Genomic DNA, 13,635 nt, shown 5'->3' with positions numbered 1-13,635 from the left:
ATCACCTGACATTGCATTGGGACTTTAGTCCCTGTTTGATGGCGCGTGACCGACGCTTGTGAGTGATCCCACCGGCCTTGTGGGTGGGCGGCTCCCGCTGTCGTCGGGGACCGGCCTACTCTGGGAGCGACGGCGCAACGATGTACCGCCACGCCTCACAAGGGCGCACTCGATCGGGTGGCCTCCCGCCACCCACCTACAGGAGGGTACGGATGACCACTGAGGTCACAGCATCCGCCACAGCGGAGGACAGCACCAGCCGCGACGCGTGGGAGGGCTTCGCCACGGGCCCGTGGACCGAGGACGTTGATGTCCGAGACTTCATCCAGCGCAACTACACCCCCTACGACGGGGACGCCTCGTTCCTCGCCGGGGCCACCGACAAGACGCTGAGCCTGTGGGAGACTCTCGAGGAGAAGTACCTCAAGGAGGAGCGCAAGGTCCGCATCCTCGACGTCGATACCGATACTCCCTCGGACATCGACGCCTTCGAGCCCGGCTATATTTCCGAGGTCGACGACGTCATCGTCGGTCTCCAGACCGACTCGCCGCTCAAGCGCGCCATGATGCCCAATGGCGGATGGCGCATGGTCGCTCAGGCGATCAAGGAGGCCGGCAAGGAGGTCAACCCCGACGTCCAGAAGATCTTCACCAGGTACCGCAAGACCCACAACGACGCGGTCTTCGACATCTACACCCCGCGCATCCGCGCCGCCCGTTCGAGCCACATCATCACCGGCCTGCCCGATGCCTACGGCCGCGGCCGCATCATCGGCGACTACCGGCGCGTCGCCCTCTACGGCGTCGACCGCCTCGTCGAGGAGAAGCAGAAGGCCAAGGACTCCGTTGCGGACAGGCCCTTCTCCGAGCACTGGGCGCGCTTCCGCGAGGAGCACTCCGAGCAGATCAAGGCTCTCAAGAAGCTCAAGAACATGGCCGCGTCCTACGGCTTCGACATCTCCGGCCCCGCGCGCAACGCCCACGAGGCGGTCCAGTGGACGTACTTCGCCTACCTGGCCTCGGTGAAGTCCCAGGACGGCGCCGCGATGAGCATCGGCCGTCTCTCGGCCTTCCTCGACATCTACTTCGAGCGCGACCTGCGCGAGGGCGTCATCAACGAGTCCCGTGCTCAGGAGCTCATCGACAACATCGTCATGAAGCTGCGCATCACCCGCTTCCTGCGCACCACCGACTACGACCAGATCTTCTCCGGCGACCCGTACTGGGCCACCTGGTCGGACGCCGGCTTCGGTGAGGACGGCCGGTCCCTCGTCACGAAGACGTCCTTCCGTCTTCTCCAGACGCTGCGCAATCTCGGCCCCGCTCCCGAGCCGAACATCACGATCTTCTGGAGCGAGGACCTGCCGAAGGGCTACAAGGACTTCTGCGCCCTGATCTCGATCACGACCTCCTCCATCCAGTACGAGGCCGACGAGCAGATCCGCGAGCACTGGGGGGACGACGCCGCCATCGCCTGCTGCGTGTCCCCGATGCGCGTGGGCAAGCAGATGCAGTTCTTCGGCGCTCGCGTCAACGCTGCCAAGGGTCTGCTCTACGCCATCAACGGCGGCCGCGATGAGATGACTGGCAAGCAGGTTGTCACCGGTCTGCCCGGTGTCGAGGGCGATGGCCCGCTCGATTTCGACGACGTCTGGGACAGGTACGAGAAGATGCTCGACTGGGTCGTCGCCACCTACGTCGAGGCTCTCAACATCATTCACTACTGCCATGACCGTTACGCCTACGAGGCGATCGAGATGGCGCTGCACGACTCCGAGATTGTGCGCACCATGGGCTGCGGCATCGCGGGGCTGTCCATCGTCGCCGACTCCCTGAGCGCCATCAAGTACGCGAAGGTCACCCCGGTGCGCGATGAGACCGGTCTCGTCGTCGATTACATCACCGAGGGCGACTTCCCGATCTACGGCAACGACGACGATCGCGCCGACGACATCGCCGCCACTGTGGTCCACACGATCATGTCGAAGATCAAGGAGCAGCCCTTCTACCGCGACGCGATTCCGACGCAGTCCGTCCTGACGATCACCTCGAACGTCGTCTACGGCAAGGCCACGGGCTCCTTCCCCTCGGGCCACGAGAAGGGCACACCCTTCTCCCCGGGCGCCAACCCGGAGAACGGCATGGACACGCACGGCATGGTCGCCTCCATGCTCTCCGTCGGCAAGCTCGACTACAACGACGCCCTCGACGGCATCTCGCTGACCAACACGATCACCCCGCAGGGGCTGGGGCGCACGCTCGACGAGCGCGTGGCCAACCTCGTGGGCGTTCTCGACGCCGGCTTCGTGCCGGACGACTGCGCCGAGATCTGACGATCGGCGGTCCTCCACCGACTCTCTGTCGAACACATCTCTCATCACCAGAAAGGGGCCGATCATGGCCACATACGAAGAGCGCCTCGCGTCGATGAAGGCGCAGCGTCAGGACAACGGCGGCGTCAAGGGCCTGTACCACGCCAACATCAACGTCCTGGACCGCAACACCCTTGAGGATGCGATGGAGCACCCGGAGAACTACCCGAACCTCACGGTTCGCGTGTCCGGCTACGCCGTCAACTTCGTCAAGCTCACGCGCGAGCAGCAGCTGGACGTCCTCAACCGCACCTTCCACGCCGGCGCCTGACCGGGATGGTGCTGGACTCAGATGACTGAGACCATCACCCCTGTGGCGTCGGGCGGCCGGGACCAGGACTTCCTGGCCCCGGCCGCCCGCCTGCGAGGGGCCGGGATCGGTGGGCTCGAGGAGCTGACCGACGTACAGCGCTCGGAGCGTCTCGCCCGAATGCGCGATGGATCGCTCGGCTCCATTCACTCCTGGGAGCTCGTCACCGCGGTGGACGGGCCGGGCACGCGGATGACCATCTTCCTCAACGGTTGCCCGTTGAGGTGCCTGTACTGCCACAATCCCGATACCTTCCTCATGAAGGACGGGGAGCCCGTGACGGCGGATGAGCTGCTGCGCCGCATGAAGCGCTACCGCAGTGTGTTCCGGGCCTCGGGCGGGGGCATCACCCTGTCCGGCGGCGAGGTCCTCATGCAACCGGCCTTCGCCGCTCGGCTGCTGGCGGGTGCCAAGGCCATGGGCATTCATACCTGCATCGATACCTCGGGCTACCTGGGCGTCAAGTGCACCGACGAGATGATGGACAATATCGACCTGGTCCTTCTCGACGTCAAGAGCGGTAATGAGGAGACGTACAAGAGGACCACGGGTCGCGAGCTCGCGCCCACGATCGCCTTCGGGGATCGGCTGGCGGCCAGGGGCGTCGAGATGTGGGTGCGTTTCGTCCTCGTCCCGGACCTGACGGACGATCCCGCCAACGTGGAGGATGTCGCCCGCATTGTCGAGCGCTGGCGCAGCGCGGTCACCCGCGTGGAGGTCCTGCCCTTCCATCAGATGGGTGCCGACAAGTGGAGCGCTCTGGGCCTCACCTACCATCTGCGCGACACCCTGCCCCCTGACCCCGAGCTCGTCGAGTCGACGAGGGAGATCTTCCGCTCCCACGGGTTCACCGTCCACTAGGCCAGAGCGGCCGTGAGCGCCTCGCTGAGAGCCGCACTCACCTGGTCGATCTGCCAGGGGCGCGCCTCCAGCGCCGCCAGCCGCTCGGCCATCGCCCCGGTCGCGGTGTCGATCGGAGCACCGGACTCATGGACCCGACCGAGGTCCCAGGCGAGGTGGCGCTGGGAGTCCGGAGCCAGAAGCAGTTCCTGAGGCAGGCGCAGCTCGTTGGCGCGCGAGCGGACCGTTGCGCGCACGACTTCGAGCGTCCGCGCCGCCTCGGCGTGGTGACGCCCCCACGAGCGCGGCTGGGGAAGCTCGCCGTCGGGCAGAGGGGCGTGGAGAGGCGGGAGCTGACTGTCCGGCAGACTCATCGCGCGATCGACCGCCTTCCACCACCGCTCCTGGTGCTGGCGCGCCTGACGGGAGGAGAACTCCTTGAGCGCGGTGAGCTTGCGGCGCGACGTCGGCCGGGCCACCGCAGCCGCTATCAACGCGCGGTGCGACAGGACCTTGGACGGCGTGCGGTCCAGGTCGGCGGCCAGTTCCTCGCGCGCGATCCACAGTTCGCGGAGCACGGCCAGCGACCGTCGACTCCGTACCGCCCGGCCGGCCCGCGGTGTCCTCCTCCATGGATCGACCTTGGCGGGCCGCGGCGGCCGGGTTCGCTCGAACTCGAACTCCTGGGCCGCCCACTCGGACTTTCCCGCCGCCATGAGCTCGGTGCTCAGGGCCTCACGCAGATCGGCGAGCAGCTCGACGTCGAGCGCTGCATAGATCAGCCAGGAGACGGGCAGGGGGCGGATCGACCAGTCCGCGGCGGCGTGGTCCTTGGCGAGCCTCAGCCCCAGGGTCTCCTCCGTGACGGCGCCGAGGCCGATGCGATCCCGACCGAGGAGCCTGGCGGCCAGCTCGGTATCGAACAGCGCACTCGGTACCAGTCCGAGGTCGGCGAGGCACGGCAGATCCTGGTCGGCGGCGTGCAGGATCCACTCCGGGCCGTCGAGCGCACGCGCCAACGGATCCAGGTCTCCTGTTGCGAGGGGGTCGATGAGGATGGTGCCGCTGCCCGCGCGACGCAACTGGATGAGGTAAGCACTCTGCCCGTAGCGGAAGCCCGAGGCCCGCTCGGCGTCGATGGAGACAGGACCCTTGCCGGAGGCCAGAGCCCGTGCGGCGTCCTGAAGCGCCTCGGGCGAGTCGGTCACAGGGGGCAGGCCGTCCCGCGGCGACGTATAGGCCACGACGTCGGCGGGTGCGACCGGGGAGTCGGTGGTCCCGGGCACGGGGACCGGACGAGGGGGGCGACGGCTCACCGTCACCGCACCACACTCGCCAGCTCTATGGGCGTGGCGATCTCGGGCTCGTGGCCGGCGGCGACGTGGATCAGCTCGTACCACGCCTCCAGGTGCGGTGTGAGGTCCGGGGAGGCCGGACTCCAGGAGGCGCGGATCTCTGCATGCGCGCAGGCGTCGTTGAGCTCGAGTCCGCCGAAGGTCTCGGAGAGGACTCGGGTCACCGTTCCGACGAGCGCCCGGTATCCCGCGCCGGCGCCGTCCAGAGCATCGGTGAGCCAGGACCATGCTGCGGATCCGAGCAGGGGATCGGTACCGACCTCCTCGTCGAGGCGGGAGCGCACCATGACGACGAGTCGGAAGTCCCCGTCCCAGGCCTCCTGCCCGGCGGGATCGTGCAGGACGACGAACTTTCCGGAGGCTATGGGGACGTCGGAGTGCGTCTCGACCGTCTCGGCGGACAGCGCCGCCGAGTAGGGGGCCAGTCGTCGTGGCGCGGGCACCTCCTCCAGGACGAGGCCTCGTGGTCTGGACGCGTGGCGCATGGATAGCAGCGCCTCGGCAAAACGGTCGGGAACAGCGGACTTGGGGTCGTGCGGGGAACCCGTAGGGGAAGATTCGGTCACCTCGCCAGGCTACCGGCGCGGACCGGTGATATCCGCTGCCACGCCGACAAGGTGATTATCCATGCTGCAGACACGATTCGGACGCGCTCCGATGATTCGTGACCGATGGTTTATCGTTGCCGGGTCTCGGATGCGCTCGCTCGGGGCGTCGGAAGGAGAGCAGCATGCGCCGGACCGCGCCGATGATCGACTCCCGCGGCACGATGCGTCGCATCACATGGGAGGCATTCGCTCGGATCGCACGACGGGCGGCGCTGACCCTTCCCATCGAGCAGACCGCTGCGTGGGACTTCTTCGATGCGGCGATGGGCGGGCGCGAGCCGTGGGGGCGCGTCGTCTACGAGGGTCCCGATGGCGCTCCTCGGGCACTGCTTTCCCTCACGCGGATGAGCGTGCGCGGAATCCCCTACTTATGGGCTCGGCACGCTCCGGTCTGGCTCGGCGGCGCTCCCACTCGGCGCGAGGAGGCGGATCTGCGCAGTCTTCTCCTTGACGGAGTGCGGTTCCACGACCCGTCAGTGGTCTTCGTGCGCGTCCACTTCCGTCACGAGGCCGACGGGCTTCACGAGCTGCTGCAGACCATGACCTACGACCGTACGATCGTCCTGGACCTGGATCGCGACGACGATGAGGCGGTGCTGGCCTCCTTCAAGTCGCGCGGGCGACGCGATGTCCGCAAGGCGCTGCGCAATGAGGACCTCACCTACCACGACGAGACCCCGAGGGCCCAGGAGGTCTTCGCCGAGCTCTACGAGATCCTGGAGGAGACCGGCGACCGCGACGGCTTCCGCGCGGCGCCCGAGGACCTCTACCGCACCATGCTGCGCACTCTCGGGCCCGAGCACGCGCGACTGTACGTCGCACGTGCTCGTGGTCAGCAGGCTCTCGTATGGTCCCTGGTCACCGTCTGGGGCGACCGCGCGCTGCGTTACTACGCCGGCTCCTCGGCCGAGGGGCGTCGCATGCGGGCCGCCGATGCCCTGGTGTACAAGGAGGCCTGTTGGCTGAGGGCCGAGGGCGTGCGGGCCTACGACCTCATGGGCATCGACTCCGCGCGCGTCCCCGAGCTCGCCGGTGTCCGGGAGTTCAAGAGCAAGTTCGACGCTCGCGGTCCCGTCGAGGTGCCGGGCGCATGGGATCTGCCCGTCCGCCCGCACGCGTACGCGGTCCTCGCGCGGGTCCTCGGCCTCAAGCACGACACGGGTCGGGTGCTCGCGGCTGCGCGCGATCGCATCGATCGATGATCGGCGGCTGAGCGGTCGATGACCGGCCGGCGCCGGAGTCGAGGGGCGAAGGGGCCCGGAAGGGATGAGTACGGCCCGGTGGTCCGTGGTGTTACACGGGCCGTATGAGGGCGATGGTGTCCGCCGAGCGCAGGAGCTCGCCCCCGGCGGGCCTCCCCAACCAGCTCAGGGCGAGATCCAGCTCATCGGTGTTCGGCACCAGGCCCGCGAGATCGGTGCGACGACGACCGTCGGCCCGTGTGAGATCGATCGCGACGATCAGTTCGGGGTCGTCACGACCGGGCCTCGCGGGAACGGTGAGGATGATGACGTCCCCGGTGTCCCGCAACTCGGGCCACAGGGCCCGTTCGCCGAGGCGGAGTCTGCGCCGCAGGGCGATAAGATCGCGGTACCAGGCGAGCATGCGGGCGCGGGCCGGCTGCAGAGGCTCGGCCCAGTCCAGGACCGAGGCCTCCACGGTGGAGGGGTCCTGCGGATCGGGCACCTCCTCCGCACTCCAGCCGAAGGAGGCGAACTCGTCACGGCGCCCCTGCGTGACGGCCTGCGCCAGGTCGGCCTCCGCGTGATCGGTGAAGAACTGGAACGGGCGGCGGGTGCCCCACTCCTCACCCATGAACAGCATCGGAGTGAACGGCGACAGAAGGATGAGCGCGGCCTCCGCCGCCACGAGATCGTCGGTCAGCGAGGCGCTCGGGCGGTCGCCGGCGGCGCGGTTGCCGATCTGATCGTGGTCTGAGTCGAAGACGACGAAGCGCCTCGGATCCGTTCCGGCCGGGACGGGCGCGCCCCAGGTGCGATTGCGGAACGAGGACCAGCCCCCGTCGTGGAGGAAGGCGCGCTCGTAGACGTGCTTCAGAGCCTCCGGCGCTGCGAAGTCCGCGTAGTAGCCCTGGGTCTCCCCGGTGATCCGCGCGTGCAGCGCGTGATGGACGTCGTCCGTCCACTGAGCGGTCATGCCGAGGCTGGGAATGCGGAACGGGGGCTCGGCGCGCGTGGGCGTGACCACCCCGGGGTCGTTGAGATCCGATTCCGCCACGAGCGACAGGGGGCGGCCGAGCCGCTCCGAGAGGACCCCGACGGCGTCGGAGAGCTCGGCCAGCAGGTGCCGATGAGGGGCGGCGGCGTGGCCGGCGTCGTCACGGATCTCGTGGATGGCGTCCAGGCGCAGTGCATCGACGTGGAAGTCCGTCAGCCAGCGCAGGGCGGAGTCGATGACGAAGGCGCGCACCTGCTCGCAGCCGGGCTGGTCGTAGTTGACTGCGGATCCCCACGGTGTCTCGTGTGCCTCGGTGAAGTACGGGCCGAAGCGCCCCAGGTAGTTCCCGGAGGGTCCCAGATGGTTGTAGACGACGTCGAGGCACACGCCGATGCCCGCGGCGTGCGCGGCATCGACGAAGCGGGCCAGCGCCTCGGGGCCGCCGTAGGGCTCGTGGACGGCCCACAGATCGACGCCGTCGTAGCCCCAGCCCGCCCGGCCGGGGAAGCCCGCGACCGGCATGAGCTCGACGATGTCCACCCCGAGCCCGGCGAGGTGGCGGAGGCGCTGCGCAGCGGCGTCAAGGGTTCCCTCCGACGTGAAGGTGCCGATGTGGAGCTCGTAGATCACCGCGCCGAGGAGATCGCGTCCCCGCCAGTCGTCGTCCGTCCAGCGCAGGGCCGATGCGTCGAAGACGCGCGAGGGTCCGTGGACGCCGTGCGGCTGCCGGGCGCTGCGCGGGTCGGGCAGGTCATCGAGGCCGTCGTCCAGCCGGTAGGCGTAGTCGGTTCCAGCCGGCAGGGGACGGGGACTCTCCCACCAGCCGTCGTCCCGCGCCTTCATGGGGATCACCTCGTGGTCGGCGGGCAGATGAAGGGAGACTGCGGAGGCCTGCGGCGCCCATACCGGCACGAGTGGGCCGACCGGCAGGGCGGGGGACCTCCAGTCCCGGCGAGTACTCATGAGGCGTCTCCTCGGTCGGTGTCTTCCCGGTCGCGGGCCAGCACCACGACGGGAAGGTCTGCGAGCACGTCGGCCAGGCGCTGAGCTCCACCGTCGATGGGGCGCCCCGTCAGGATATCGGTCCAGGGGCAGTCGGGAAGGACCACGCTCTCCTCGCGCCAGCCGCCCAGCCGCCGCAGTCGGCGACCCAGCCGGCGCACGATCACGATGACATCGGGCTCCTCGTCGAGCAGTCGGGCGTAGGCGAAGGCGTGGGACGTCGTCACCGGCACCGTGCGGTAGCCGGAGCGCGGGCCGACGAACGTCTCCGGTCGCTCGGAGCGCAAATGGGCGAGTCGGTGGGTCAGCCGCAGCTTCTCCTGGTCCAGCGTGCGCGTCGATCCGCCTGCGGAGACCTGGGAGAGCAGCTCGCGCAGGCCCCCCTCGCCCTCATAGGCCACAGGTCTGCGGTTGTCGGGGTCGACCAGGCTCGTGCGCGTGAGCTCGGTGCCCTGGTACACGTCCGCCACGCCGAGCCAGGTCAGCGACATGGCCTTGTTCGCCAGAATGATGGCCGACACGTCTCGGGACGTCAGCGCGGCGAAGGCGTTCAACTCGTCGACCGAGGTCGGGTCGGTGAGCAGGTGCGTCGCATAGTCGATCAGGGCCTGCTCGCGATCGGCGTCGGGAGCGGCCCACGTGGTCCAGCCCTTCTGCTCGCGCGAGGCCTTGATGAGGTAGGCGGCCAGGCGCTCGCCCGTCATCGGATCGTCGGAGTCCGGAGCCCATGTGCCCCACAGGGTCTGCCACAGGAGGTTCTCGGAGCGTCCGTCGAGATCGGTGGGGCGCGCGTCCTCGGTGGCGGCCCGCAGCCGGTGGACCAGATCGCTCCACTCCTCCGCGTAGGAGGCCAGCACGTCGAGACGGGCGCGCACGTCCTCCCCGCGCTTGGTGTCGTGGGTGGTGGTGGTCACCATGGTGCACGGCCACACGTCCTGGACCCGGTCGGCCCAGGCATGGGCCTCGTCCGCTCCCAGGGCGAATCCGCTCGGGTTGCCGCCCACCTCGGTCAGGCTGGTCAGATGGGTCCACCGGTAGAAGGCCGTGTCCTCGACGCCCTTGGCGGTCACCGCCCCGCAGACCTGCTGGAAGCGGATGACGGCCTCGGCGCGCAGCGGCGATGCCGTCAGCCCCTCCGAGCCGACCGGCTCGCCGAGCAGGAGCGCGACGACCATGTCGAGGGTCTCGCCCTGATCGGCCTCGAGGCGGTAGCGGGCGCGCTCGGCGTCGGCGTGCAGCACCGCCGCCTGGTCGGGGTCGGCGGTCTGCCCGGGACGGACGTAGGCGCGGTAGCGCTGCGCGGCGACGAGCAGCTCGACGAGGCAGGCGCGCAGGTCGTGCAGGGTGTGGTCGCGCAGACGCACGTCCTGGACGGTGAGCTCGTCCAGCACTCGCGCCAGGCGGTTGACCTCCGCTGCCAGCGAGCCGTTGATGACCTCGCGCTTGGCCTGCTCGACCACGCCCTCGTAGTCGATGGGTCCCTGTCCCGTCAGCTCGTGCATGAGGGCGCCGAGGCGCGCGGCGCCTCCCGGGTCGACCTGCAGCTGGTCGATGCGCCAGGAGGCGTCGTACCCCGTGGTGCCGGCGACGTGCCAGCCCACCGGCAGGGGCTCGTCGGGGGCGAGGATCTTCTCGGCGGCGATCCAGGCCCCGCCGGTGGCCTCGCTGAGGTGGTTGAGATAGCCGGCGGGATCCGCCAGGCCGTCGGGGTGATCGACTCGCAGGGCATCGACCGCTCCCGTGCGCAGCAGATCGAGGACGAGCTCGTGGGAGCCGGCGAACACCTCGGGATCCTCCACGCGGATCGCGGCGAGGGTTCCGACGTCGAAGAAGCGCCGGTAGTTCGTCTCCGCGTCGCCGATCTTCCAGTAGGCGAGCCGATAGTGCTGGCGGTCGATGAGCACGTGCATCGGCAGGGACTGGGTTCCCTCGGCGACGGGGAAGACATGGTTGAAGTAGCGCAGCACCCACTGCTCGCCGCGCTCGGGCTCGGTGGGCACGACCATGCGGTCCAGCACGAGCTGCTCGTCGGCGAGCACCTTGCCGATGCGCGCGCCGAGTACCGGCATGAGGATGGGCGCATCGACGGGCACGTCGAACCAGGAGGCGTAGGGGGAGTCCGGGCCGTCGCGCAGGACGGACCACAGAGGCAGGTTGTGCCACGCGGGTGCGGGCACGGCCATGTGATTGGGCACGATGTCCAGGACCAGGCCCATGCCCGCCGCATGGACGTCGGCGGCGAGGCGCTCGAGCCCCGGGCGCCCGCCTATGACTTCACTGATACGTGTGTGGTCGACGACGTCGTAGCCGTGCGTCGATCCCGGGGCGGCGGCGAGCACGGGGGACAGGTAGATATCGGTGACGCCCAGGTCCTGCAGGTAGGGCACCAGATCGCGGGCGTCGTCGAAGGTGAGGGCGCTCCCCATCTGGAGCCGGTAGGTCGTTACGGGGGTCCGGCGCCCGTCCGCGGGCACGTGCCCGGACCATGGGGCGTATCCCTCGGGGGCGGGCGTCGTCTCGGGGGCCGTCGTGCTGTCCTGCTGATGCGATTCGGTCATCGTGTCCTTTCCCTTCCCTCGGCAGGTGCCGGTCAGGCTGCGGCCGTGTCCGCGGCCGACGTCAGGAACAGCATGGAGCGGGCCTCGACGACGACCTGGTCACCGGCGCTGAGTGAGTCGTGGGACTCGCTGTCCACGGCCGGGGCGGTATCGAGGGCCACCGCCCAGCGCTCGCTGTGACCGAGGTCCGGCAGCGTGAAGGTGATGTCCTCCTCGCTGGCGTTGATCAGCACGAGGAAGGAGTCGTCAGTGACGCGATGCCCCTGCTCATCGGGCTCGGCGATGGCCTCGCCGTTGAGGAAGACCATCATGGCGCGGGCGTACCACGCGCTCCAGTCCTGGTCGATCATGCGTTCGCCGGAAGGCCGCAGCCACTCGATCTCGCCCAGCTCGGACTCGCCTCCGTGCGAGGCGGCCCCCGAGAAGAATCGCCGTCGGCGCAGCACGGGGTGGTTGCGGCGCAACTGCACCATGGCCTGTGTGAAGGCCAGAAGCTCGCGGTCCTCCTCGTCCAGGTCCCAGTCTATCCAGGTGAGCTCGTTGTCCTGGCAGTAGGCGTTGTTGTTGCCCTGCTGGGTGCGTCCCATCTCGTCGCCGTGGCAGATCATGGGCACGCCCTGGCTGAACAGGATGGTGGCCAGGAAGTTGCGGGTCTGGCGCTTGCGCAGCGAGATCACCCCGGGGTCGTCGGTGGGCCCCTCGGCCCCGCAGTTCCACGAGCGGTTGTCATTGGCGCCGTCCCGGTTGTCCTCCAGGTTGGCCTCGTTGTGCTTGGCGTTGTAGGACACCAGGTCGTGCATCGTGAAGCCGTCGTGGGCGGTGACGAAGTTGATGCTGGCCACCGGGGTGCGCCCTGCGTGCTGATAGAGGTCGGAGGAGCCGGTGATGCGGGAGGCGAACTCGCCCAGCGTGCTGGGCTCGCCGCGCCAGAAGTCGCGCACGGTGTCCCGATAGGTGCCGTTCCACTCGCTCCACAGGGGGGGGAAGCCGCCGACGTTGTAGCCGCCCTCGCCCACGTCCCAGGGCTCGGCGATGAGCTTGGTCTGCGACAGGATCGGGTCCTGATGGATGATGTCGAAGAACGCGGAGAGCTTGTCGACCTCGTGGAACTGGCGGGCCAGGGTCGAGGCGAGATCGAAGCGGAAGCCGTCCACGTGCATCTCGGTGACCCAGTAGCGCAGGGAGTCCATGATGAGCTGGAGGACCGCCGGTGAGCGCATGAGCAGGGAGTTGCCGGTGCCCGTGGTGTCGAAGTAGTGGGCCTGGTCGCCGTCGACGAGCCGGTAGTAGGCGATGTTGTCCAGGCCGCGGAAGGAGAGCGTCGGACCCAGGTGGTTGCCCTCTGCGGTGTGGTTGTAGACGACGTCGAGGACGACCTCGATGTCGGCCTCGTGGAAGGCCTTGACCATCGACTTGAACTCCTGGACCTGCTGGCCGCCCGCGCTGTAGGCGGCGTAGCCGTTGTGCGGGGCGAAGAAGCCGATCGTGTTGTACCCCCAGTAGTTCGACAGGCCCTTGTCCTGCAGGTAGGTGTCGTTGACGAACTGGTGGACGGGCATGAGCTCGATGGCGGTGATGCCGAGCTCCCTGAGGTGGTCGATGACGGCGGGCTGGGCGAGGCCCGCGTACGTGCCGCGCAGCTCGGCGGGCACGAGCGGGTTGAGCCTGGTCATGCCCTTGACGTGGGCCTCGTAGATGATCGTGTTGTGGTAGTCGTGCCCCGGGGGGCGGTCGTGCCCCCAGTCAAAGTACGGGGAGATGACGACCGAGCGCATGGTGGCGCCGGCGGAGTCCTCCTCATTGCGCACCGAGACGTCGTTGAAGTCGTAGGAGTACAGGGACTGCGAGGCCCTCACGTGCCCGGAGATCGCCTTGGCGTACGGGTCCAGCAGCAGCTTGGAGGCGTCGCAGCGCAGGCCGTTCGCCGGGTCGTAGGGGCCGTGGACGCGGTAGCCGTAGCACTGGCCGGGACGGACCGTGGGAAGGTAGGCGTGCCACACGTCCGCATCCACCTCCGTCAGCCCGACTCGGGTCTCGGCGCCGGCGTCGTCGAAGAGGCACAGCTCGACCTCGTCGGCGACGGAGGAGAACACTGCGAAGTTGGTTCCCGAGCCGTCGTAGGTCGCGCCCAGCGGGTAGGGCCGCCCCGGCCAGGTGGTGGGCGACATGATGGCGGGAGCGGGGGCGACGGCCCCGCGCTCCGGCGCTCGCTCCGAGTGACGTTGCGCGGTGGCGTCGGAGGGGTCGGTGTCGGTGGTCGGGGCTCCCGGGCGGTCGGGTGCGGTGGGCGGAGTGTCAGACGGCATAGGGACACTTTGCCACGTGCGCGGCGTCCGGCGCCGCAGCATGACGAGCTCATGATGAGTCCGGCCCGCGGCGACGGCGCCGAGACCGATTTGGCGCGCCGCCCGT

The 13,635-nt window shown here is 69.0% G+C and carries 9 protein-coding genes; 4 read left to right on the top strand and 5 right to left on the bottom strand.

All coding sequences use genetic code 11. The features are described from left to right. Nucleotides 1-212: 212 nt before the first annotated feature. The 3 genes from pflB to pflA all read left to right on the top strand — a co-directional run bounded on the left by pflB (nucleotide 213) and on the right by pflA (nucleotide 3,543). Nucleotides 213-2,333, top strand: coding sequence for a formate C-acetyltransferase (pflB, locus tag G448_RS0105655; protein WP_026407213.1), 2,121 nt, complete (start codon nucleotides 213-215; stop codon nucleotides 2,331-2,333). A gap of 64 nt (nucleotides 2,334-2,397) precedes the next feature. Then, entirely contained in the window at nucleotides 2,398-2,643 is a 246-nt protein-coding gene (gene grcA2, locus G448_RS0105650; protein WP_008734270.1) for an autonomous glycyl radical cofactor GrcA2, read from the top strand. 21 nt (nucleotides 2,644-2,664) lie between these two features. Beyond that, complete coding sequence (pflA, locus tag G448_RS0105645) at nucleotides 2,665-3,543, top strand: pyruvate formate-lyase-activating protein (RefSeq protein ID WP_026407212.1); 879 nt, start codon at nucleotides 2,665-2,667, stop codon at nucleotides 3,541-3,543. On the opposite strand, the gene G448_RS0105640 is transcribed toward pflA, so the two are convergent. Next, nucleotides 3,540-4,808, bottom strand: a complete 1,269-nt coding sequence (locus tag G448_RS0105640) for an HRDC domain-containing protein (protein ID WP_245572198.1) — start codon at nucleotides 4,806-4,808, stop codon at nucleotides 3,540-3,542. The two genes, pflA and G448_RS0105640, sit on opposite strands and share 4 nt — an antisense overlap. 32 nt (nucleotides 4,809-4,840) lie before the next feature. Continuing rightward, nucleotides 4,841-5,443: a DUF3000 domain-containing protein gene (locus G448_RS0105635; RefSeq protein ID WP_026407210.1), complete on the bottom strand. Its 603-nt coding sequence runs from the start codon at nucleotides 5,441-5,443 to the stop codon at nucleotides 4,841-4,843. 164 nt (nucleotides 5,444-5,607) lie between these two features. Here G448_RS0105635 and G448_RS15230 point away from each other — a divergent pair, with 164 nt between their 5' ends. Continuing rightward, a complete protein-coding gene (locus G448_RS15230) occupies nucleotides 5,608-6,687 on the top strand; it encodes a lipid II:glycine glycyltransferase FemX (RefSeq protein WP_051268654.1) in 1,080 nt (359 codons plus the stop codon). Nucleotides 6,688-6,778: 91 nt separating this feature from the next. On the opposite strand, the gene treZ is transcribed toward G448_RS15230, so the two are convergent. From treZ to glgX, 3 genes are read right to left on the bottom strand one after another with little or no spacing between them, the layout of a single operon-like run. Beyond that, entirely contained in the window at nucleotides 6,779-8,626 is a 1,848-nt protein-coding gene (gene treZ / locus G448_RS0105625; RefSeq protein WP_026407209.1) for a malto-oligosyltrehalose trehalohydrolase, read from the bottom strand. Then, nucleotides 8,623-11,223, bottom strand: a complete 2,601-nt coding sequence (gene treY, locus G448_RS0105620; protein WP_026407208.1) for a malto-oligosyltrehalose synthase — start codon at nucleotides 11,221-11,223, stop codon at nucleotides 8,623-8,625. Before treY ends, treZ begins: the two co-directional genes overlap by 4 nt. Nucleotides 11,224-11,255: 32 nt before the next feature. Continuing rightward, a complete protein-coding gene (gene glgX / locus G448_RS0105615) occupies nucleotides 11,256-13,391 on the bottom strand; it encodes a glycogen debranching protein GlgX (protein ID WP_245572203.1) in 2,136 nt (711 codons plus the stop codon). Nucleotides 13,392-13,635 lie beyond the last annotated feature (244 nt).

The sequence above is a fragment of the Actinomyces gerencseriae DSM 6844 genome, from assembly GCF_000429265.1.
GTDB classification, from domain to species: Bacteria; Actinomycetota; Actinomycetes; order Actinomycetales; family Actinomycetaceae; genus Actinomyces; species Actinomyces gerencseriae.
The sequence above is the reverse complement of the archived record's forward strand: the minus strand, read 5'-3'. Positions and strand labels throughout refer to the sequence as shown.

Bases quoted from the DNA above. Each gene is read 5' to 3' on its own strand.
- grcA2 (WP_008734270.1), top strand. From the start codon at position 2,398: ATGGCCACATACGAAGAGCGCCTCGCGTCGATGAAGGCGCAGCGTCAG.
- treZ (WP_026407209.1), bottom strand. From the start codon at position 8,626: ATGAGTACTCGCCGGGACTGGAGGTCCCCCGCCCTGCCGGTCGGCCCA.
- glgX (WP_245572203.1), bottom strand. From the start codon at position 13,391: ATGTCGCCCACCACCTGGCCGGGGCGGCCCTACCCGCTGGGCGCGACC.
- G448_RS15230 (WP_051268654.1), top strand. From the start codon at position 5,608: ATGCGCCGGACCGCGCCGATGATCGACTCCCGCGGCACGATGCGTCGC.
- treY (WP_026407208.1), bottom strand. From the start codon at position 11,223: ATGACCGAATCGCATCAGCAGGACAGCACGACGGCCCCCGAGACGACG.
- pflA (WP_026407212.1), top strand. From the start codon at position 2,665: ATGACTGAGACCATCACCCCTGTGGCGTCGGGCGGCCGGGACCAGGAC.
- pflB (WP_026407213.1), top strand. From the start codon at position 213: ATGACCACTGAGGTCACAGCATCCGCCACAGCGGAGGACAGCACCAGC.